Genomic DNA, 21814 nt, shown 5'->3' with positions numbered 1-21814 from the left:
TCTTTGTCAATATTTTTCCAAATATCCTTATGACTCACTCCAATCCATCTTTCTGCTTCCCCCCTTCACCACGCCGTATTCCGCTCCTCACCACGCAAAAAACAGACCGTACAACCTATGTTCCATCACATACGCCATACTGCCTGTTTTCATTTTTATCTTAATAAAATCACCAAATAGCTTTCTACAGCGCCAGAAACAGCCAGCTCTTTCTTCCAATCCCAGAAATACCCAACTGCGTTCCGGTCAAGAATACCATGTCCCACGCCATCACAAAAACGGCTGCCACCTCCACATTCTTCCTGTGGAAGTGACAGCCTGATGATTCTTTCATCCTCCGTCTGACGCACTATCTGTCCGATGAGAAACTAGCGTCAACCGTTTGATTAGTTTTCTTCTGCTTCCTGATTCTCAAGAGCTTTCATGCTCAGGCTGATCTTGCGGTCTGCCTCGTTGAAATCAACTACCTTAGCAGTGATAACCTGTCCTACGCTCAGTACGTCGGATGGTTTGTCAACATGCTCTCTGGAAATCTGGGATACGTGAAGAAGTGCATCTACACCTGGCTCCAGCTCAACGAATGCGCCGAAATCAGTCATACGTGCTACCTTGCCTTCTACTACGTTGCCTACAGCATATTTCTCAGCTGCGTTTGCCCACGGATTGCTCTCCGGGAACTTTAAGCTCAGAGCAATCTTCTCGCCGTTGATATCTTTGATCAGAGCTTTTACTTTATCGCCTACTTTGAAAACCTTCTTCGGGTTCTCAACTCTGCCCCAGGACATCTCAGAGATGTGAAGCAGACCGTCAGCGCCGCCAAGGTCGATAAATGCACCGAAATCAGTTACATTCTTAACAACACCTTCTACGGTCTGACCAACAGCGATCTTCTCGAATAATTCTTTCTGCATAGCAGCTTTCTTCTCAAGCAGGATCTGCTTGCGGTCGCCGATGATACGGCTTCTTCTTCCGCTCGGATTGAACTCGGTAACTACGAACTCAATCTCCTGACCTGCGTACTTGGATAAGTCTTTATCATAAGTATCAGAAACCATGCTTGCCGGAATGAATACACGGGTTCCCTCAACCTCTACTACGAGGCCTTTCTCCATAACCTGTGTAACTTTCTCTTTCAGAACTTCCTTGTTCTCGAAAGCTTCTTTCAGACGTTTCAGACCCTTATCAGCAGCCAGTCTCTTGTAAGATAAAGCAGCCATGCCCTCTCCGTCGTTTACTTTCAGAACTTTTGCTTCCAGTTCGTCGCCGACCTGAACTTTGGTTCTAAGATCTACGCCCGGCTCATTGGTGAATTCGCTTCTTGTGATGATGCCTTCGGATTTGCTTCCAGCGATGCTGAGAATGATTTCGTCTTCCTTGACACCGATAACCTGACCGGTAACAGCCTCTCCTGTACGTAATCTCTTGAATGATGATTCTTCAAACATTTGTTCAAAACTTAATTCTGACATTAGTATGAACCTCCTCGATAATTTGATTTGGGGTCGATGCCCCGGCTGTAATACCTACGCTGCGCACAGTACCTGTTATCTCAGGCTTGAAATCTTCCAGTGTCTGAATGTAGTAAGTGTGTTTACATTCCCTGCGGCAAATCTCATACAACTTTTGTGTGTTAGAACTGTTCTTGCCTCCAATCACAATCATAACATCAACCTGTGAAGCTATCTGCCTCGCCTCAACCTGTCTCTCCTGTGTTGCATTGCAAATCGTATTTAAAACAAGTATATCATAATACGTTTTTGAAATTTTTTCAACTAAATCTTGAAATTTATTGTAGTTAAATGTCGTCTGCGCCACGATACAGAGCTTTTCATCCGGTCTGAGTGCCAGATTTTCAAATTCCTCCAGTGACTCGACTGCCAGAGTATACTCATTTCCCCAGCCTTTAATACCCTCGACCTCCGGGTGGTGCTCATTTCCCACGATAATCACGCGGCGTCCGGCTTCGCACTGTTCCCGGACAATCTTGTGGATCTTTTTGACAAATGGACAGGTCGCGTCCACAAGCTCCAGTCCCTGGCGTTCCAGGAGTTCATAGATCTCCCTGCCTACGCCGTGGGAACGGATGACGACCACGCCTTCTTTCAGGGCTTCCAGTTCCTCCTTCGAATGGATGACCTGTACGCCCTTCTCTTCCAGATCCCGCACCACCTCTTCATTGTGGATGATGGGACCGTAGGTATAGATCGGCTTCTTCCCCGTCGCTATCTGATCATATACCTTCTCGACTGCCCGCTTCACGCCAAAGCAGAAGCCAGCCGTCTTCGCAACTGTAATTTCCATGTTCCTGCCCGCTATTCCTCCTATTCCTCATCGTCTTGGATAAATAAATCCCCTCTGTCTCCTTCATAAAATCCACCTTTGCTCCTGTCTCTCATAGCATCCCGCGAATTCTCCAGAATAGAAATTCTTCCGCCTTTAATCGGCAACTCATTTACCCTCATTGTTATAGTCTATCATACTTTAGACTGCTGGTAAAGTCTAAATCGACGTAAAATTATATAAAATTTACACGATTAACTGATTTTGCAACCACATTCCGGAATTTACGCCGCATTCAGTCCCTGTCTTCGGAAATTGCCGTTACTCCTTTTGCCTCCCGGCAGCCGGATCGGCGTCCGGATCATCCGACCGGATGCCTGCCAGACGCATAAACTCACGCATCGCCGCCGTCACATAACGCCCCCGCTTGACCGAAAATGTGATCTCCCGCTCAGACAACGGGTCGTCTATCTTATAATAGACCAGCCTCGGGTCCTCCGGACGCCACTGTACAATATCAGAACGCACAAACATCGCTCCAACCCCATTGGAGACGATATTTAAAGAAGTCAGCACCTGATCCACCATCATCACAGTTTTCATCGTAAAACCGCTGTTGCGGCACATTTTCGCGCCTCGTTTATACATATCATTGCCCGGTTTCATCGTGATAAACGGCACATCCTTAAATTCCTTTAACGGAACTGCCTCCACCTCCGGTTTTAAAAAGGACTTGGACAGAATCTCCTGCCTGGACAGTCGGTATGGCTGCAGCTTCCGGTTAACCGGAAAACTTTCCGGAACTGCCAGAATCAGATTTTCCTTCCGGAATAAATACCGTTTGATCGAAGTATCGTCCTTCTCCATCGCCGTCTCCAACACCAGATCCAGCGACTCATTTTCCAACCCCGCTTTCAGCTCCCGCGTATTTCCTTCTGTTAGGTCAATCGTAACCTGCGGATATTTTGTCTGAAAACGGGCAATCAGATCCGGATACACAAACGAGCAGAAATAAGATGCACCGCCGAGCGCCAGCGTGCCGCCCTGAAGCCCCGCAATATCTTGAAAATACCGTTCCAAATTCCGTTCCAGAAAAAGAATCTTTTCAACGGTACGGATGTAATACGCGCCCTCCTTCGTCACCGTCAGCGGAATCGTACTGCGATCAAAAATCGGCGCTCCCATCTCTTTCTCTGCCTTCCGCACCATGTTGCTGAGTGCTGGCTGGCTGATAAAAAGCTTCTTCGCCGCTTTGGAAAAACTCTTTTCTTTGTAAACCTCATACACGTACTTCATTTCATTCAGCATTTGTCAATTCCCCCTGTCCATTTTCCATCCTGCTTTGCTTAAATGATGTTACGGTTCTTGCACACATGACCCATAACGAATTTTGCCATGGCTCTACACTTAAATATGGCTGATCCGCTTTCCCATATCTCTATGCTAAAATCTGCTATAAACGAATATAACCGCCATATCTAACAGTTATTTTTTATTGTTATTATTTTATCATAAGATTTCTATATCTGTAAACAAATAAACTGTATTTTCCGTCCGTTTTCAGGCAGAATCCAACTTATTTTACAAAACTTCCAGGTGCGTGAATCAGCACTCAAAAGAAGCTGCGAACACCTGCGCTCTGCACATCTAAGGCAGCTAACCTGCGTCCACAGCTTCCATTTTTAATATGGAGGTTTATTCAATTCCTAAGCTTTTACAAATTCCTGATGTTTTATATTGCGGCTGCTCAAGGGGAAATCACAGCCGCAATTCATGCAGTCTTTCATTGACAATTCGTTCTTGATATTTCTTAATATATAGCCATATTATTTGTCGCCCAAACAAACAACCTTGCCGTCTTTTACGATCAGAACTTCTTCTGGTGTTCCCTCGTCGAAGATAACGGTCGGATTGTACTGTACCATGTCGATATGTACGGTCGAACGTGCAGGCTGTCCATAGTAGAATCCGTTGCCCATTGCGATGTGGCAGGTTCCTCTTGCCTTCTTCTCTTCCTCGAAGTCTCCGTTAAACATACAAGCCGGATTAAGTCCAAGTCCGATCTCTGCGATGTTGTCGGAATCTTTAACTTCTGCGATCTGACGGCGGATTTCTTTACAAATCTTCGGATCGCCGCCAACTACCTCTACGATACGCCCTTGTTCGATTCTTAACTCAACCGGTGTGGTCGGGCATCCATAGTAGCAGATAGGTCCATCAATTACCAGTTTGCCATGGGTTGTGTCGATCACCGGTCCTAAGGAAACCTCGCCGTCAGACCAAGCCATTGCATCGCCCGGATTTCTCGCGATACCACATTCGATGATCGGCTCCATCTGATTCATTTCCATGTACAGGTCGGTACCAGCCGGTGTGGTGATGTGAGCCATCTTATGACCTCTCCAGATAGCCTGCAGCTTCTCGCCATCTGCGTAAACTGCTTCGTAGTCTGCCAGAGCGCCGCCTCGTGTGAAGTTATCGATACTTCTTAAGCAGATGGAAACCTCACGGAGTTTCTTCTGGTTGATGAGCTCTTTCAGATGGTTATTGTATATAGCTGCACCGGATGCAGTTGTCATGCCGACAAATACATCGCAGGCATCCATGCCAAGTTCCAGAGATTTCGGGAAAATGGTTGCTTTATCTTTTCCACGAATCGGCATCATGTATACGCCGTACTCAGCGCCGCAGTTTAAAGCGGCTGCTGCCATCGCCTGGGTCATTCTCTCGTCGGTCTGAGGGTCAACGACAATCAAAACTTCCTCGCCCGGTTTAACAGCCATCAGGTTGCCAAGAAGATACTGTGCACGTTCCATACATTCGATAATTCTGTTATCACTCATAGTTTTAATCTCCTTTTCTTGTTTTGTCTGGTTCCCTTAAATTTTTTCACCTTTGCAAGTGGGAATTATTTCTGTTTTTTTCCTTTTTATCCGGAAAACGTGGACTTTTCAGAACCGGGGGTTCCATATTCCATCTTTGATTCACGTTCTGCACAAATTTGTCGTTTCCCCGCTTTCCGGGTTCCATACATAACTACTGCCCAGATATATTTCACATTTCATACGAATCCGGGATGTCTCTTTCTAAAACTCAAGCTGCCTTTTTGGCTTCTTCCTGATTGAAAATCTCGTGATCCAGTTCGCCCTCCATCTGAGAAATGCAGACAGATGCTACCAGGTCGCCTACGGAGTTAGTAGATGTGTGAATCTGGTCGATGATACGATAGATTCCAGCTACCAGTGCATATGCATCCAGCGGAAGTCCCATCTGGGTCATCAGGGTTAAGCTGATAACCAGACCAATCTGCGGAGTTGCTGCACAGCCAACGCTTAAGAAGGTTGCCTGTACAACCAGCATAATCTGCTGCTGAATACTTAACTCTACGCCGTACAGCTGTGCGGCAAAGAGAACAACGATACCAAAGTATGCACACGTTCCGTTCATCTGAGCGGTACATCCAAGCGGAAGTACGAAACTCGCAATATCTCTCGGAACGCCCATCTTCTTCGGTGCTACTTCCATCGATACCGGAAGAGCTGCTGAAGAAGTACAGGTACTAAATGCAATCATCCAAGGTTCAAACGCTTTGCGCCAGAACTTCATCGGATTTACCTTTCCAATCACGCTAAGGAAAATGCTGTATCCAACAATACTCATGGTGATGCAGGCAAGATAGTCAGTTAAGATGAATTTCAGAACCGGTCCGAAGATGGCAACGCCATATTTTGCAAGTGCTACAGTCATCAAACTGAATACGCCGTAAGGGATGATTCCAAGAATCATGTCGATAACCTTAAACATCGTCCGTGAACAAAGGCTGATGATGTCACATAACTGCTGTGCTTCCTTGCCAATGCTGATGATGGCAAATCCAAGAAACAGGGAAAAGACGATAATCTGCATCATCTCGCCGCTTGTCAGTGCCTGGAATGGGTTGGACGGAATTAAGTCGAGCAGTGTCTGGTAGATACCCGGAAGTTCTTTCACCTCCATTGCTGTCTCTGCCGTTCCCAGCTGCAAGCCACGTCCCGGTTTGATGATATTGGCAAGTATCAGACCGATGGTTGCCGAAATACCGCCAGTTGCTAAAAACCAGATGATGGTTTTAACGCCGATGCTTCGAAGTTTCTTGATATCGCCCAGCGAAAGTGCCGCGTCGATGATACAGAAGAACACCAGCGGAACGACAATCATCTTGATCAACTTGATAAACAAATCTCCAATGAACTGGAAGAACGGAAGGACATATCCGTTAATGATCTCATTCTCCACGCCGCCCATAAAATTTAAAACATAACCAAACGCGATACCTGCAAACAATGCAATGAATATTTTCACGTACAACGGAGTTTCTTTTTTCTCCGCCCCATTTTTAGTTTTCTCCACCATGTGATACCCCCTTATGTAATGGTTTTTTATTTCTCGTGTTCCTCATGAGGTTTGACTACATAGTATCAAAAAGCCGGATTATTATAAACAAATATATCGAATCGCGAATAAGTTATAATAATTCAGTGATACAGAGTTAGTTCTGACTTACTTTTTAGGTATTGTCTCCATAATAAAAACAATTTTATTTTTGCAAATCAATTCCGTACTGTTTTCTGTAAAATACTAAAAGCGGGTAAAAGTTTTTTCGCTTTTACCCGCTTCTTGCTTGAACCTTCTTCTTAAAGGTTTCTATTTTATTTCGTCTGTATCATCTACTTTTTTAGAAATGGCATTATATGTGAACCATTTTAGCTTTTACTGGTTATCCGAAACATAAACCGCTGCTTCTGTTCCTGCAGTCGAACCAAACATAACCGCCTCGGTCAACTCATTGCCGGAGAGCACACCTTCACCGTCTACTGCCGCTGACAGGATTGGACCTGCTGCATAAAGACCATTGATCAGCTCGCCGCTATCTTTGTTTAGCTGTTCCGCATTGTTGCTGACAACCAAGGCAGCTGCCTTTCCATCTGCCTCATATACCTGAGATTCCTCAAAAACCGGAATCAGGGAGACATCGGTCGCTACCAGTGCCAGGCAGTCAATCTCCTGATCCTTGCCGTCCACCGTCACAGTGATGCGGTCAAGGGCACCTTCTTCATTGTAAGCGACGCTCTTTAATTCTGCCTTATATTCAACCGGAATCTTCAGCTCTTCGACTTTTTTAAGCAGCGCTTCCTGTGCAAGCTCGTTCAGATTTCCCTCTTTTGCCGGGAAACTGCGGGCCACCGAGGAACCTGCCTCCTGTGCCAGATCGCCATACTCCATTCCCAGTGTGTCGGCAAGCCAGTCTTTCGCCTCTTCGCTGTTCTCCGATACATATGCCGCCATATCCGAATTGTTCGTATTATTTCCTGCCGTCATAATATCGGACAGATAAATCTCAAAATCATCCGTAAGATTCGCCTGGAACTGCTCATCCGTATCGGCTGCATTGACATACGGTGCCATCTCCGTCATATCTGCCGCCAGCTCTTCGCCCGGTGCCAGAATCAGGATCTTCGACGGATCCATGCCCTCGGCTGCCGCCTGAACCGCCGCGATCAGTCCGGCGCTGTCTCCACCTGCGATGACAAGCTGTGCATCCGATGCTTCTGCCTCTCCGGTCGCTTCGGTTGCTTCCTCGCTTGCCGCTGCACTCTCTGTTGTATCTGCCTTACTGCCGCATCCCGCCAGTGCCGCTGTTCCCAGAACCGCTGCCGCCGTCAGAATCCCTGCCTTTTTAACTGTATGGAATGATTTTTTCATAATCGTTCTCTCCTTTCCCTCTCGCCGGAGTTCCTGCAGCTGTCTTCAAACATGCACAGTACCTCTCGGTTGTGGATTTCAGTCTAACATAGAACCTGCGGCGAATCAATTAAGGTTTCTTTAATTCTTACGGCGGAAAAAACGAAATTTTCTGTTACTTACACAAATCCGCAATCACCTGTGCAAAAATCTTCGCGCTTGCCACCAGATCACTCACATAGGCAAATTCATCCGCCCCATGCATACGGTTGTCCACGCCCGGCATCGACGCGCCAAATGCAACGCCGTTTTTCAGGTCATGCACATATGTGCCGCCGCCGGTGTAGTTGCACTCGCCCTTGTTGCCGGTATAAAGCTCATAAGCATTCAGAAGTGTTCTGACAAACTCGGAATTGCCATCTACAAAATGCGGCTCTCGCAGCTGCGGGGACTCCAACTTCATGCCGTGGGACGCAAGTTTTGCCTCCACCGGTTTCAACAGGTTGTCATCATTGCCGCCGATCGGGAAACGTCCATCAAAGTACGCTTCCATCCGTGTCTCCGTCATCGTAAGCATCGTGAATGCCAGAGACAGCGCTCCGGATCCTTCTGCCTGCATCGCCACGCCAAGCGCCTTTCCCTCGGTATCATTCCACGGGAAGCACTCAGTCAGGCTGTGAATCAGCTTCGTCTGTCCGCAGGATGCAAATGGCAGGCGATCCAGAAGCAGAAGCAGGGATGCCAGCGCATTTTTGCCTTCCTCTGGTGTCGAGGCGTGTGCGCCCTCACCGACTGCGGTGATCACGATCACATCTTCCTCTGCCTGAAGCTCAAACTGTACGCCAGTCTCCTTCGTCACGCCCTCTGCCATCGGACGTACCTCTTCCTCGGTCAGTCCTGTAATTGTCGCATGCGCCTTGCCCGGAACAACATTGATCTTGATGCCAGCCTCGATGGACAGGATCCGCGCATTCTCCGTCGATACCTCAAAAGAAGCTGTCACATGCCCCGGGAAACGTCCTTTTTCGATATTGATAACCGGGAACGAAGCATCCGGGGAAAATGTCATCGGCGCTTCCTTCTCCACTTTATAATAATGTTCAATATCGCTGCTGCCGCACTCCTCATCCGTTCCCAGAATCAGGCGGACATTTTTTGTCACCGGGATTCCCAGTTCTTTGACCGCACGCATCGCATACAGAGCTGCTACCGCCGGTCCCTTGTCATCCGCCGTGCCGCGTCCGTACAACTTTCCGTCTTTTACAATCGGTTCAAACGGCTGTGTCACAGTCCAGCCCTCGCCTGCCGGGACAACATCCAAGTGTGCCAGAATATCTAGCTGGTGCTCACCGTCGTTTAAATCGGCGGTTCCTACATAATTATCGTAATTGTTGATGGAAAATCCATACTCTTCCGCCATTTTGAGTGCCTGTGCCAGTGCGCGGCTCGGACCTTCGCCGAACGGATCGCCCTCCTGGTATGCCGAACGCTCGCTGTTGATGCTGCACAGCGCGCATATGTCATCTAACATCTCCTGCTTGTGCGCCTCGATATACTGCTCGATTTTCTTTTTATACATAAATCTTCCGCCTCGTTCTTTTCCTTTGGTTATTATTTGGACAGAATTCCAGCCAGTACCTGGTTCACTACCTTTCCGTCTGCCTTGCCCTTTACCTTCGGCATCAGGGTTTTCATGATTTTGCCCTTGTCAGACGGTGCCGGATTTTCAATGCCAAGCTCTGCCAGAACACTTTTGATCACCTCTGCGATCTGCTCTTCGGTCAGATCCTCCGGTGCAAATTCCTGATAAACTGCCAGACGTGCCTGTGCCTCCTCGCGGATATCCGCACGATCTGCCGGAGCCAGTTCCAGAGTCTCCTTCGTCTGCTTGATCTCTTTCTTTACAACTGCGTCCGCCTCTTCCTCAGTCAGCGGAGAACGCTTGTCGATCTCCGCATTTTTCAGTGCGGATAACAGCATGGATAAGGAATCTTTTCTTGCTTTGTCCTTTGCTTTCATGGCTTCTACCATGGCTGCACGTACTACATCTACTCTGCTCATATGAAATGTCTCCTTTTCTGATTTTTTCTATATTTTCACCATGCCCAGGGGGGGCGATGGGGACTCTCTCTTATTTCGCCATGCCCAGGGGTGCGATAGGGACTCTCTCTTGTTTTACCATGCCCAGAGGTGCAAAACCTGCGGTTTCACACCCCTGTCCGGCTGCGCCGTATAGCAGAAATCCCCCTTTCAGCGCCTGAAAAATAAATTTTCCATTCGCTGAAACGGTGCTTTCCGCTGCATGGCTTTAGTTACGCCCAAACTCGCTTAATTTAAGCTTCGGATTCCGCTCTTCTACCATTCCCACACTCCAGCTGTTGACAAACAGAAGCAGCGGATTGTCTTTGAGGTCTTTGATCCGCTTCATATCCGAAGTTCCCTGGATCTTGGCTACGTCGATCTCGTCAGCGTTTTCTACCCAGCGGATGTACTCGTATGGAAGTTTTTCCAGCTTGACTTCTACATTGTACTCATTTTCCAGACGGTAGGTCAGTACCTCGAACTGGAGGACGCCGACTACGCCGACGATGATCTCTTCCATACCTGTGTTGAACTCCTGGAAGATCTGGATCGCACCTTCCTGGGCGATCTGGCTGATGCCCTTGATGAACTGCTTGCGCTTCATCGTGTCCATCTGGCGCACGCGTGCAAAATGTTCCGGTGCGAACGTAGGAATGCCTTCAAATTCTACCTTTTCACCTGTACAGAGTGTATCACCGATCGAGAAAATCCCCGGATCGAATACACCGATGATATCGCCCGCATATGCCTCCTCGACGATCTTTCGATCCTGCGCCATCATCTGCTGTGGCTGGGAGAGACGGATCTTGCGTCCGCCCTGCACATGCGTTACTTCCATGCCTGCCTCAAATTTGCCGGAACAGATACGCATAAATGCGATACGGTCGCGGTGCGCCTTGTTCATATTTGCCTGAATCTTGAAGACAAACGCGCTGAAATTCGGAGAGAACGGATCCACCATGCCGGTTGTCGTATTTCTCGGCAGCGGCGAGGTTGTCATTTTCAGGAAATGCTCCAGGAATGTCTCTACACCAAAGTTTGTCAGCGCCGAACCAAAGAATACCGGGGATAAATTTCCGCGGCTGACACGCTCCATATCCAGCTCATCGCATGCGCCGTCCAGAAGCTCGATATCATCCATCAGCTGCCGATGGTAGTCTGGACCGATGATGGAGTTAACCTCATCGCCCTCTAACGAGAACTCCTGAGATGCGACCTCCTTCTGTCCGCCCATTGCTGCTGTGAAAGTTGTGATCTTCTTTGTAGCACGGTCATACACGCCCTTAAAATTCTTACCGCAGCCGATCGGCCAGTTGACCGGGCAGGTACGGATGCCGAGCACGCTCTCGATCTCATCCATCAACTCAAACGGATCGCGCGCCTCGCGGTCCATCTTGTTGATAAAGGTAAAAATCGGGATGTGGCGCATAACGCAAACCTTGAAAAGCTTGATCGTCTGCGCCTCGACACCCTTAGAACCATCGATGACCATGACCGCCGAATCGGCTGCCATCAGAGTACGGTAGGTATCCTCCGAGAAATCCTGATGTCCTGGTGTATCCAAGATATTGATGCAGAATCCCTCATAATTAAACTGTAATACGGAAGAGGTAACCGAAATACCTCTCTCCTTCTCTATCTCCATCCAGTCAGAAACCGCGTGCTTGGCCGCTTTTCTTCCCTTGACCGTACCAGCCAGGTTGATCGCGCCTCCGTAGAGAAGAAACTTCTCCGTCAGGGTTGTCTTACCAGCATCCGGGTGGGAAATAATGGCGAATGTACGCCGTTTTTTGATCTGCTCCGCTATATTTTCCAAAAAAATCTTCCTCCAAACTTACTACCATTCTTTAACTTTGTCTAAACGTATTTATTCTATATTATTTTAAACGAATACGCAAGTCCAAGTTACGGTTCACTCACGCGCGATCGGTAACAGATCTTAAAAACATTTTTCATCTTCTTCTTGATCCTTTTCTTTAAAAAACATATAATCATACTATTAACGTGGATATATAATAAATAGTAACAGTTGAACATATGAAACCGTTGCGATAACTATACAATCAACATTTTATAAGAGATGTTGATTATTGTAGAGATGCAGGAGATATAAAGGAGTTATTTTATGATTCTAGCTATCGACGTTGGAAACACCAACATTATTATCGGCGTGATCGACGCAAAAAAAACGTATTTTGTAGAACGCATCACGACCACCATCGGAAAACCGAATCTGGAATATGCCGTGGCGCTGAAAAGTATTCTTGAAATTTACCATATCGCCCCAGATCAGCTTGATGGTGCAATCGTCTCCTCGGTCGTTCCGCCGCTTAACCGGACGATTCTTGCCGCCATCCGTAAAATAACGGGACTAAACGCAATGCTGGTCGGTTCCGGCATGAAAACCGGCTTAAACATCCTGATGGACAACCCGAAATCCGTCGGCAGCGATATGATCGTAAACGCAGTCGGTGCCCTTGCAGAGCATGAACCGCCAATCATCATCATCGAAATGGGAACCGCTACGACCATGTCTGTCATCGACAAAAACGGACGCTATGTCGGCGGCGCGATCCTGCCGGGACTTCGCGTTTCCCTCGACAGCATGAGCGCCAGCACTGCCCAGCTGCCGCGCATCAGCCTCGATACGCCGCGCCGTGTCATTGGCAAAAATACCATAGACTGCATGAGAAGCGGCGTCATATTTGGCAATGCCGCGATGATCGACGGTATGCTGGATCGCATCGAGGAAGAACTCGGAGAGAAAACTTCCATCATCGCCACCGGCGGCATCTCCAAGATTGTCCTGCCGCTCTGTTCGCATACGATCACGTATGATGGGGCGCTGTTGATGAAGGGATTACTACATTTATATGAAAAAAACAGGAGAACCGAATAATCAAAAAGGCTGTCTCTCGGCAGATGTATCTATATGATACATTCTGATGGGAGACAGCCTTTTCACCACAGTTTATTATGCTGACATCTATTCATTACCGGTCACGGTCACAGCAGCATTTATTTTACAACCTTCAGCTTCATATTCTCTTTCTCAATCCGATCCAGCTTCTCGCCGTCCAGACGGAGTGCAAATCCAAACGGATTTACCACGATTCCATTCACGTAATCCAGATATTTTTTCAGATCGCGGAAGCGGACTTCCATTGCTCCAAACTGATGTTTACGGTCAAATTTTCCAAATTCTACTAAATCCGTAAATGCCGGATAATAGCGTACACCCTTTCCGGTGGTCAGAACCGGCACTGCCGTCGTCTTCTGCGGGTCAGCAACCGGAACCAGCAGACGCGCACCGTAAAGCTCTTTGCACATCAGATCCTGCATCTGTGGGAATGCCTGGTGCTGTACCAGTGCCTGATAGAACTGATTTGCAGAACGGACCAGGGACGGGTTCATCACGATCTCGGATGTATCCTTTGGTTTCTCGATGATGCTGAACAGCGACATGGACATATGATTTTCCTGTCCCTTGTCGATCACAACTGCCTCAAAACCGCTGCGGTAGAGGTCGTTGAAAAAGGAAATACGCTGTAATGGGCGGATCTCCAGTACCTTCGTCTCTACGCCGACCATCTCCAGCCCTTTCACGAACTCATCTGCATACTCGCGGCTGGTGTAAAGGAAAGCAGCCGCCTTGCCGTTCTCTGCACCCAGGAAGAAGTTTTTCGTCGCATGGACAGTCACAACAAACAATCCCGGCTCTCTCTGAAGCAGCTCCAGAACCTCTCCCATCACTTTTTTATCTGCTTTATCCTGATGTTCTTTCATCAGCTCACGTAATTTCTCCATTTGAATTCCTCCGGCTCTTTTTAATGTACTCTCGGAATCTTTCTGTGCTTGATTTTGTGAGATGATTTTTTGTCAGCTGTGCCCAAATTTCTGAGGCGTACGCGGTGCGTACGTTGATGAAATTCGGGTACGGCTGGCGGAAAATCAGCCACAAAAGCGAGTGCAGAAAAGACTCCGAGAGTACATTTTATCATGCGCGAGGCTCAATCCGCCTGCGCCTGTCTTTTCTACTCTGTCTGCTGTCCATGACTGCCTGAGTGTCGCATCGCCAAGCTGCCTTTATCACTAATACTCCGCTCAACCCCAGTTCAGATAACAGTCATCTGCTTGATTTTCAGATTCTTTTTGCAGACTATATCTTCTATATTTTAACACAGAGCCGCCAAACAATCAATCAGAAGAATCTCACACAATCCCTATAACACAATCCCTATCAACATTCAGCTCAAATAATGCTTCATGCTTTTTAACGCACTCTTCTCCAGCCGTGACACCTGCGCCTGCGAAATATGGATTTCTTCGGCAACCTCCGTCTGTGTCTTTCCCTCAAAAAAGCGCATATCAATAATGCGGCGTTCCCGGTCCGGCAGGTGCTGCATCGCCTCCCCCAGCGACAGATCCTCGACCCAATGTTCCTCTGAATTTTTCTTGTCACTGAGCTGATCCATCACGTAGAGCGGATCGCCGCCGTCCGTATAGACCGGTTCGTACAGGCTGACCGGGCTCTGGATAGCATCGAGCGCATACGCTATCTCCTCTTTGCTGACTCCCAATTCTTTGGCAATCTCGCAGAGTGTCGGCTCCTTTGACTGCTTTTTCAGCAGATTTTCACGGGTATAGATCGCTTTGTATGCCGTATCGCGGAGCGACCGGCTGACCCGGATTGAATTGTTATCCCTCAAATACCGTTTCACCTCCCCCAGAATCATCGGAACCGCATACGTCGAAAAACGGACATTCTGGGTAATATCAAAATTATCAATCGCCTTGATGAGGCCGATACAGCCAATCTGGAACAGATCGTCCACATTTTCCCGGCTACCCGAAAAGCGCTGTATTACACTGAGCACCAGCCGCAGATTCCCCTTGATATACTGTTCTCTTGCCTCCCGATCGCCCTTTAGAATCCGGCGAAACAGTTCTTCTTTCTCCTCATTACTTAAAAGAGGCAGCTTGGATGTATTGACCCCGCAGATTTCCACTTTATAGACCGGCATTTCCATTCCCTCCGTATGATGGACGATCAACGCAAACGGTTGAATCGTTTTGATTTTTGTTTTGTCACCTATACATTAGAATGGACAATTCAAAGCTCATTTATACCCGGACAAATGAGAACCGTTTTCACTCATTCCAATTTCTTGCCTTTTCTGCCGTTCCATAGTAAAATATATTTTCAGGGGTTTTACGATCAATATTATTTATAGAAAATAGAATTCAACCACAAGGAGATCCATTCATGAACACACAAAAAAAAGCCCGTTCCCTCTACTGGGATATCGTAAAGGGATGGGGCATTATTGCGATCGTGCTGGGGCATACCGGATATTTCGCCGGTGCGTTCGTCTATCTGTTCCACCTGGCACTGTTCTTCTTTATCACAGGCTATTTTTATAATGAAACGAAATACGGGGATACGCCGTTTCTCTACTTCGGCTCCCGTCTCGCCGGTGCATGGCCCAGGTATATGTTCTACACGCTGTTTTTTGTCCTGCTTCACAACTTTTTTGTAACGCACAGGCTCTATGCGGGACAGGAACTTTACAACCATACCAGAATGCTTACGGCATGGATGAGCAGTCTTTCCTTCAACTCCCCGGAACAGGTTCAGGGTGCCCTCTGGTTTCTGCCGGTCTGGCTGGTGTCCTCCGGACTCTTTGCCGGATGCGTCTGGTTTGGACGCGCAGCTGCCCGCTTCGCCCGGAAAGATAATGTCAAGCTTCCTGTATGTGCATTTGCATGCATCCTGATTGGCCTTGCCGGTGTCTTCTTAAATATGAGAAGCTGCCCGCTCCCTTACAATCTGCAGGCGGCGCTGCTCGTTGTTCCGGTCTATCTCATCGCCTGGCTGATGCAGCAGTTTTTCTCCAATTTCCGCCACTATACGGTCTGGTACGGCTGCCTGATAAGCGCCCTGCTTCTGCACCTGACGAACACAAAGCTTCACATTTTCATCGATCTGGCAAGCATGCACATTCCGGGCGTCTTATTTTATCCGATCTCCATCATTGGAATTTACTTCGTCCTTTCGCTCTCTGACCTGTCCGAGCGCATCAGACCGCTGGCAAAGGTCCTTGCCTTTTTAGGACGCCATTCCTTTGACATTATGGCGATTCATTTCACGCTGTTCAAGCTGATCGATTTTGCCTATGCCCGCTTCATTTTGAAGGAAATACCGGAAACGCTTTCCAACTTCCCGGTCTCCTTCCGCTATGAAATGGGTCCGTTTTACATCCTGATCGGTCTGTTTCTTCCAGCACTTATCGGCTGGTATATAGACCGCATTGCTGCGAAATTTCTTTTTTGAGGCGTTTCATAATCTTCTTTTCCAGCCTCGATATGTATGACTGCGAGATACCCAGAAGGTCGGCAACCTCCTTCTGGGTCATTTCATCTTCCTGCTCTCTCCCCAGACCAAAGCGCAGCTTCACGATTTTCTGTTCCCGCGGATTCAGGCGGTCGATCGCCGCATTCAACAGTTTCCGCTCTGTCTCATCCTCCAGATCCCGGTAAATAATATCCTCATCCGTTCCCAAAATATCCGACAGAAGCAATTCATTTCCATCCCAGTCCACATTCAACGGTTCATCGATCGAAACCTCGAGCTTCGTCTTATTATTTCTCCGGAGATACATCAGAATCTCATTTTCAATACAACGGGATGCATAGGTCGCCAGCTTAATATTTTTATCTACGTCAAACGTGTTGATCGCCTTGATAAGACCGATCGTCCCGATCGAAATCAGATCTTCCACGCCCACGCTGGTGTTGTCAAACTTTCTTGCTATGTAGACCACCAGGCGCAGGTTGTGTTCGATCAGCGCCGAACGCGCCTCTTTATCCTCACTGGTTCCAAATTTTCTTAAAACCTCCGCCTCCCGCACACTGTCAAACGGTGCCGGAAGGATATCGGTTCCCCCGATATAATGAACTTCCCCGTCCCGGTGCATCAGAAATGACCGGAACGACGGCATCATTTTTAAACGAAACTGACCTGGAACTGAAACTTTTATAAACATACGCTTTCCCCCTTATGTTGTTCGCTATGGTTCAGACCATAACGGCTGTTTTTCTTCACAACCAATATTTTTCATTGAGCAGCATCTGATACTCGCCCTTCTGCGACAGCGCCTCCTGTGAAATGGCAATCCACGGCTTCTCAATCACCCGCATACCGCTCTGACCGGACACTTCCATCCGCTCCGCCTGATATGCCGGAATCACGCCGCCGCCCTTTCCGACACTCCGAAATGGGATGTATTGGACACCGTCCTCCCAGGAAAAAAATCTCTCTGCCACACACGCATCCAGCACCTGCACCGGACGCCCCGAAAGCGGCATCGTCAGATGGTTGCCTGTGTCGAGAATCGCCTGCACATGCCGCTCCCTGCCTTTGTTAAAAAGCGTTACCGCGTACTGGTGTTCCAGCTTCATACACCGCTGCATACCAAACCGCCACACCGCAGATGGAATCAGAAAACTCCCCCCCGCGGTAAACAGCCAGAACAGAAGATTCACCCGTATTCCAAGCGGCTGAACCAGTTCCATGCAGCCAGCCGCCAGCATAGATGCTATGTAAAGCCCGATCGCGGCTTCTGCCGCCTCCGACTTCCTACGGATGGAAAATGCCGTCCATGCCATCAGCACGCTCATCGTGGCGCTTAGGAGCATCCGCCCGGCATATCCCAGCGGAACCGGAGCTAACACCATTCCTAACGCATACACGGCTCCCAGAAGACTCCCTGCCAACCGCCCATACCGGCGTTCCGGCAGACGCAGGCAATTCTTCACCACCGACAGAAGCAGGAAATCCGCTGCCAGATTTTGCAGCAGGATGACATCCGCATACACACGATAGGTCACTGTCTCTTCCCACCTTTCTGTCCGACACGGGATATTATAAGAAAAAAGTTCCGCAAAATTTGTCAAACCGAGGGTGCAAAACGCCTGTTTTGATCGCCAAAAATCGGGGGAAAAACGTAAAATTTGAATAGATTCGACATAAGTCGAAGGTCTGAATCGACGATAAAAAAGAATGTGCCTTTTTGTGTAATAGGGGATTCCAAGGAATTTCCTATTACACAAAAAAACACGCATCAGAAATTTTCACTTCTAATGCGTGTCTCTTCCAAAAACAACTGCTTCTGTATATATTTTGTATTTTTGCTAAAGCAAGAGCAGTTCATCTCTCACTCTTATATTATTTCTTATTTCTCAGAAAATCCGGAATATTGATCTGTGTTTCCTGGCGCATCGGGCGGAACGGCTGTGCCGGTGCCGACTGCGGTGCTTCCTTCGGAGCGACTGGCTGTGCCGGTGCTGCTGCAGATGGTGCACGGAAGGTCGGTGCCTTGTAGGTCGGCTGCGCTGCCGCTGCAGTCTGTGCTGCCGGCTGAGCGTATGTATTGCCAGTCGTCTTTGCCTTGAACGGAGTCTTGAACTCAGTCATCGCTTTTGCGACCGGTGTGTTCACACCGTGGGAATCCAGTCCAGTCGCAATAACAGTGATCGTCGCCTCATCCTGTGCATTCTCATCGTACATCGCACCGAAGATGATATTGGCATCGTCGCCTGCAAGCTCCTGTACATAGCTGGCTGCGTCATTTGCCTCGATCAGGCTGATATCGCCGGAAATATTGATGATAACGTGGCTTGCACCCTCGATGGTTGTCTCAAGCAGCGGGCTGGATACAGCCTGCTTAACAGCCTCAAGTGCTTTGTCATCACCCTTCGCATGACCGATACCGATATGAGCGATACCCTTGTCCACCATAACGGTCTGAACATCTGCAAAGTCAAGATTGATAAGACCCGGAACATTGATCAGGTCGGTAATACCCTGTACCGCCTGCTGAAGAACCTCATCTGCTTTCTTCAGTGCATCCGGCATCGTGGTACGGCGGTCTACGATCTCAAGAAGTTTATCATTCGGGATAACGATCAGAGTATCGACAGCTGCTTTCAGTTTTTCGATACCATTGAGCGCATTGCTCATACGGGTCTTTGCCTCGAAACGGAACGGCTTTGTGACAACGCCGACCGTCAGGATGCCCATATCTTTTGCGATACGTGCAATAACCGGAGCTGCACCTGTACCGGTACCGCCGCCCATACCTGCGGTAACGAATACCATATCTGCACCCTTGAGAGCCTGTGCCAGCTCTTCCTGGCTTTCCTCAGCTGCTTTCTCACCGATCTCCGGCTTTGCGCCTGCACCAAGTCCCTTGGTCAGCTTCTCACCAATCTGCATAGCTGTGGACGCCTTGCAGAACTGCAGTGCCTGCTTATCTGTATTGATACCGATAAATTCTACACCGGCAATATCTTCATCGATCATACGGTTGACAGCGTTGTTACCGGCTCCGCCGACACCTACTACTATAATTCTGGCAGAGTTCTCTGCTTCATTTATCTTTATCTCTAACAAGATACTTCCTCCTTCATTTTCCCATCTGTTCCGGTTTTATCATCTTTATACTAAAATTAGGGTCTTTTAAATCTAGCCTACCTAATACTATATTTGATTTTCAGCAAAAAATCAATCGTTTCTTTTATAAATTTTCAATAAACCAGTCACAATGTTACTGTTCACACATACGTGCCAGTAACGGATTATGCCGATTCTTCCTAGTTTTTATCAAACCGGTACATCGGATTTGCATTCGATTCATCGTAGCTATCCAGATAGAGGGTTCCGGACAGATCCGGATAATCCCGCAGAATATCCGTCAGCTCCGAAAGTTTCCCGTTCATCTCACTGTTGCTTCCCAGCTCAACCTTCAAGCTCCTGATTTGAAGCGTCGCTTCCTTTTCCTTATTAAAACGGATCTCGTCCACCGCAACCTCGTTGACCGACAGTACCTGCGTCAGGTTCAGAATCTCGTTGAAAACGCTGATATCCTCGACCGGCAGCGGCTGATGCAGCACGATATGTCCAAAGGAAAGTCCGGCAATCTTCGGCACACCCGGCAATGTCTCGCTTGTGCTCTCCACAATGATGCCGTCCTTGTCAAAATACATCCGGCTGTTCATGTAGGAAACGTAACCAACCACACTCTTCTCGTAGACGATCACCTCCACGTCCGACGGGCTGCGGAACACCAGCTTGTAATCCTGCACGAACGGAATTGACTTGTGCGGCCGGAAGCGGTACTGCATATAGCAGAACACCGGATTCCGGCTCAGCCGCGAATCGAAAATAGACGCCTCTATCTGCTCTGCCGTATATTGCCGGTTTCCACTGACATGGATTGTATTAATCTGAAGCAGCGACAGACCGACAAAAAACGCGGCTGCCACAAGAAGTGCTGCCGCCGTGATCCAGATATGTTTTTTTCCACGGCGGCGCCATACCTTTTCCTCTGTCTTTTTTTCAATCTGTATCTTCTCTATCTCCATCATCCTCCCGGCGCCGGATCTCTGCTCCTAATGCCCGCAAGTCCCGGCAAATATCTTCATATCCCCGCTCAATATGTTCACATTCTGATACTCTGGTCCATCCGTCCGCCCCCAGGGCTGCCACCGTCAGGGCTGCGCCGCCCCGCAGATCGCGGGCACGCACCAAAGCTCCCCGCAAGGTTTCCACTCCGTCAATCCGGGCAATGTTCCCGCTACATTCGATGTTCGCCCCCATTTTTTGAAGCTCCGCCGCTGTGCCAAACCGGTTTTCAAATACCGTCTCCCGCAGCATACTGGTTCCATCTGCCCGTGACAGCGCCGCCATCAAAAACGGCTGCAGATCGGTCGGAAACGCCGGATACGGTCCGGTTTTCACCGATACCGCCCGCAGGCGCTGTCCGCTGTGTACATATATAAGTTCCGGTTCCTGATAAAGCGAAACGCCCATATGCTCCAGCACCCCGGTCAATGCACGCAGCTCCTGTGTCTGCACGCCGTCCACGATCACCTCACCGCTGCAGGACGTAGCGGCAAGAAGATAGGTCCCGGCTACGATCCGGTCGCCGCCGATCACAAACCGGCTGTCATGAAGCGGCAATCCGCCTTCTATGATCAGCGCATCCGTCCCGATCCCCCGGATCGATGCCCCCATACCATTTAGGAAATGGCACAGCTGTCCAATCTCCGGTTCCCGCGCGCATCCCCGCAGAACCGTCCGCCCCACCGCTGCCACAGCGGCAAACAGGGCATTTTCCACCGCGCCGACACTCGGGAACGGAAAAATAATCTCTGCCCCGCGAAGTCCCGTTGTCTGTGCATGCAGGAAGCCGTCCGACTCCGGTTCCTGTATTTCCGCGCCCAGCGCACGGAGTGCCCGCAAATGCCAGTCGATTGGACGTTTTCCGATCATACATCCGCCGGGGCTGTAGACACCCGCCTCGCAAAAGCGTCCCAGGAGCGCTCCCAAAAGCATAATGGACGAGCGCATTTTCCCCATCGCTTTCTGCTCGATCCGCCAGCCATTCATCTTCGAAGTATCGATTTCCAGACGGTTTCCGTGCAACGCACACCGGCATCCCAGAGAATCAAGAATCCCCATCATACAGAACACATCCTGTATTCTGGGGACATTTTCAAGCACGGTAATTCCGCGGTTTAACACTGACGCCGCCATCATCGGCAAAACTGCATTTTTCGACCCCTGCACCGTGAGTCCGCCCTGAATCCGGCACGGTCCGTGAATCTCGATGAAAGCCAAACAATCCCCTCCCACCGGCATCTATGTATTATTATATGCCAACGAGAG

At 48.7% G+C, this 21814-nt stretch carries 19 protein-coding genes; 2 read left to right on the top strand and 17 right to left on the bottom strand.

From position 1 onward, the window contains the following. Positions 1 to 184 precede the first annotated feature (184 nt). The 10 genes from DWV73_RS13115 to DWV73_RS01355 all read right to left on the bottom strand — a co-directional run bounded on the left by DWV73_RS13115 (position 185) and on the right by DWV73_RS01355 (position 11899). Complete coding sequence (locus tag DWV73_RS13115; protein ID WP_333549851.1) at positions 185 to 334, bottom strand: hypothetical protein; 150 nt, start codon at positions 332 to 334, stop codon at positions 185 to 187. 52 nt (positions 335 to 386) lie between these two features. Next, positions 387 to 1469, bottom strand: a complete 1083-nt coding sequence (gene rpsA, locus DWV73_RS01395) for a 30S ribosomal protein S1 (RefSeq protein ID WP_022360427.1) — start codon at positions 1467 to 1469, stop codon at positions 387 to 389. Continuing rightward, positions 1450 to 2301 carry a 4-hydroxy-3-methylbut-2-enyl diphosphate reductase gene (ispH, locus tag DWV73_RS01390; RefSeq protein WP_106999741.1) on the bottom strand — a complete coding sequence of 284 codons (852 nt, stop codon included), beginning with the start codon at positions 2299 to 2301 and terminating at the stop codon, positions 1450 to 1452. Before ispH ends, rpsA begins: the two co-directional genes overlap by 20 nt. A gap of 300 nt (positions 2302 to 2601) precedes the next feature. Continuing rightward, positions 2602 to 3588 carry a LysR family transcriptional regulator gene (locus tag DWV73_RS01385; protein WP_106999740.1) on the bottom strand — a complete coding sequence of 329 codons (987 nt, stop codon included), beginning with the start codon at positions 3586 to 3588 and terminating at the stop codon, positions 2602 to 2604. A gap of 518 nt (positions 3589 to 4106) precedes the next feature. Then, positions 4107 to 5123 carry an aminopeptidase gene (locus DWV73_RS01380; protein WP_106999739.1) on the bottom strand — a complete coding sequence of 339 codons (1017 nt, stop codon included), beginning with the start codon at positions 5121 to 5123 and terminating at the stop codon, positions 4107 to 4109. Between the two features lie 250 nt (positions 5124 to 5373). Continuing rightward, on the bottom strand, positions 5374 to 6672 hold the full coding sequence (locus DWV73_RS01375) for a dicarboxylate/amino acid:cation symporter (protein WP_106999738.1): 1299 nt from the start codon (positions 6670 to 6672) through the stop codon (positions 5374 to 5376). Positions 6673 to 7029: 357 nt separating this feature from the next. Beyond that, entirely contained in the window at positions 7030 to 8022 is a 993-nt protein-coding gene (locus DWV73_RS01370; protein ID WP_117795238.1) for an FAD-binding protein, read from the bottom strand. A 154-nt stretch (positions 8023 to 8176) separates the two neighbouring features. Further along, on the bottom strand, positions 8177 to 9580 hold the full coding sequence (pepV, locus tag DWV73_RS01365; RefSeq protein WP_117795236.1) for a dipeptidase PepV: 1404 nt from the start codon (positions 9578 to 9580) through the stop codon (positions 8177 to 8179). Positions 9581 to 9612: 32 nt separating this feature from the next. After that, complete coding sequence (locus DWV73_RS01360; RefSeq protein ID WP_022360228.1) at positions 9613 to 10062, bottom strand: GatB/YqeY domain-containing protein; 450 nt, start codon at positions 10060 to 10062, stop codon at positions 9613 to 9615. A 247-nt stretch (positions 10063 to 10309) separates the two neighbouring features. Further along, entirely contained in the window at positions 10310 to 11899 is a 1590-nt protein-coding gene (locus DWV73_RS01355) for a peptide chain release factor 3 (RefSeq protein ID WP_106999734.1), read from the bottom strand. A gap of 309 nt (positions 11900 to 12208) precedes the next feature. Between DWV73_RS01355 and DWV73_RS01350 the strand changes: the two genes are divergently transcribed. Next, positions 12209 to 12982: a type III pantothenate kinase gene (locus DWV73_RS01350; protein WP_106999733.1), complete on the top strand. Its 774-nt coding sequence runs from the start codon at positions 12209 to 12211 to the stop codon at positions 12980 to 12982. Between the two features lie 119 nt (positions 12983 to 13101). On the opposite strand, the gene DWV73_RS01345 is transcribed toward DWV73_RS01350, so the two are convergent. Both DWV73_RS01345 and sigG read right to left on the bottom strand, forming a co-directional pair. Then, positions 13102 to 13890 carry an SseB family protein gene (locus DWV73_RS01345; RefSeq protein ID WP_022360225.1) on the bottom strand — a complete coding sequence of 263 codons (789 nt, stop codon included), beginning with the start codon at positions 13888 to 13890 and terminating at the stop codon, positions 13102 to 13104. 440 nt (positions 13891 to 14330) lie between these two features. Continuing rightward, on the bottom strand, positions 14331 to 15107 hold the full coding sequence (sigG, locus tag DWV73_RS01335; protein ID WP_117795234.1) for an RNA polymerase sporulation sigma factor SigG: 777 nt from the start codon (positions 15105 to 15107) through the stop codon (positions 14331 to 14333). Between the two features lie 242 nt (positions 15108 to 15349). On the opposite strand from sigG, the gene DWV73_RS01330 reads away from it, so the two are divergent. Beyond that, a complete protein-coding gene (locus tag DWV73_RS01330; RefSeq protein ID WP_106999730.1) occupies positions 15350 to 16417 on the top strand; it encodes an acyltransferase family protein in 1068 nt (355 codons plus the stop codon). Here DWV73_RS01330 and sigE read toward each other — a convergent pair. The 5 genes from sigE to murA form a co-directional block, all read right to left on the bottom strand. Then, positions 16371 to 17129, bottom strand: a complete 759-nt coding sequence (gene sigE / locus DWV73_RS01325) for an RNA polymerase sporulation sigma factor SigE (protein ID WP_106999729.1) — start codon at positions 17127 to 17129, stop codon at positions 16371 to 16373. The two genes, DWV73_RS01330 and sigE, sit on opposite strands and share 47 nt — an antisense overlap. Positions 17130 to 17184: 55 nt before the next feature. Next, entirely contained in the window at positions 17185 to 17973 is a 789-nt protein-coding gene (locus DWV73_RS01320; RefSeq protein ID WP_181986190.1) for a sigma-E processing peptidase SpoIIGA, read from the bottom strand. 337 nt (positions 17974 to 18310) lie between these two features. Further along, the gene (ftsZ, locus tag DWV73_RS01315) at positions 18311 to 19537 is read right to left on the bottom strand and encodes a cell division protein FtsZ (RefSeq protein ID WP_022360220.1); all 1227 of its coding nucleotides are present in this window, start codon (positions 19535 to 19537) and stop codon (positions 18311 to 18313) included. Between the two features lie 200 nt (positions 19538 to 19737). Beyond that, the gene (locus DWV73_RS01310) at positions 19738 to 20511 is read right to left on the bottom strand and encodes a cell division protein FtsQ (RefSeq protein WP_242995691.1); all 774 of its coding nucleotides are present in this window, start codon (positions 20509 to 20511) and stop codon (positions 19738 to 19740) included. Next, a complete protein-coding gene (gene murA, locus DWV73_RS01305) occupies positions 20483 to 21766 on the bottom strand; it encodes a UDP-N-acetylglucosamine 1-carboxyvinyltransferase (protein ID WP_117795230.1) in 1284 nt (427 codons plus the stop codon). Before murA ends, DWV73_RS01310 begins: the two co-directional genes overlap by 29 nt. Positions 21767 to 21814 lie beyond the last annotated feature (48 nt).

The organism is Clostridium sp. AF12-41 (assembly GCF_003461685.1).
Classification (GTDB): Bacteria; Bacillota; Clostridia; order Lachnospirales; family Lachnospiraceae; genus Otoolea; species Otoolea fessa.
This window is presented reverse-complemented; position numbering and strand designations above follow the sequence as displayed.

Bases quoted from the DNA above. Each gene is read 5' to 3' on its own strand.
- DWV73_RS13115 (WP_333549851.1), bottom strand. From the start codon at position 334: ATGAAAGAATCATCAGGCTGTCACTTCCACAGGAAGAATGTGGAGGTG.
- rpsA (WP_022360427.1), bottom strand. From the start codon at position 1,469: ATGTCAGAATTAAGTTTTGAACAAATGTTTGAAGAATCATCATTCAAG.
- ispH (WP_106999741.1), bottom strand. From the start codon at position 2,301: ATGGAAATTACAGTTGCGAAGACGGCTGGCTTCTGCTTTGGCGTGAAG.
- DWV73_RS01385 (WP_106999740.1), bottom strand. From the start codon at position 3,588: ATGCTGAATGAAATGAAGTACGTGTATGAGGTTTACAAAGAAAAGAGT.
- DWV73_RS01380 (WP_106999739.1), bottom strand. From the start codon at position 5,123: ATGAGTGATAACAGAATTATCGAATGTATGGAACGTGCACAGTATCTT.
- DWV73_RS01375 (WP_106999738.1), bottom strand. From the start codon at position 6,672: ATGGTGGAGAAAACTAAAAATGGGGCGGAGAAAAAAGAAACTCCGTTG.
- DWV73_RS01370 (WP_117795238.1), bottom strand. From the start codon at position 8,022: ATGAAAAAATCATTCCATACAGTTAAAAAGGCAGGGATTCTGACGGCG.
- pepV (WP_117795236.1), bottom strand. From the start codon at position 9,580: ATGTATAAAAAGAAAATCGAGCAGTATATCGAGGCGCACAAGCAGGAG.
- DWV73_RS01360 (WP_022360228.1), bottom strand. From the start codon at position 10,062: ATGAGCAGAGTAGATGTAGTACGTGCAGCCATGGTAGAAGCCATGAAA.
- DWV73_RS01350 (WP_106999733.1), top strand. From the start codon at position 12,209: ATGATTCTAGCTATCGACGTTGGAAACACCAACATTATTATCGGCGTG.
- DWV73_RS01345 (WP_022360225.1), bottom strand. From the start codon at position 13,890: ATGGAGAAATTACGTGAGCTGATGAAAGAACATCAGGATAAAGCAGAT.
- sigG (WP_117795234.1), bottom strand. From the start codon at position 15,107: ATGCCGGTCTATAAAGTGGAAATCTGCGGGGTCAATACATCCAAGCTG.
- DWV73_RS01330 (WP_106999730.1), top strand. From the start codon at position 15,350: ATGAACACACAAAAAAAAGCCCGTTCCCTCTACTGGGATATCGTAAAG.
- sigE (WP_106999729.1), bottom strand. From the start codon at position 17,129: ATGTTTATAAAAGTTTCAGTTCCAGGTCAGTTTCGTTTAAAAATGATG.
- DWV73_RS01310 (WP_242995691.1), bottom strand. From the start codon at position 20,511: ATGATGGAGATAGAGAAGATACAGATTGAAAAAAAGACAGAGGAAAAG.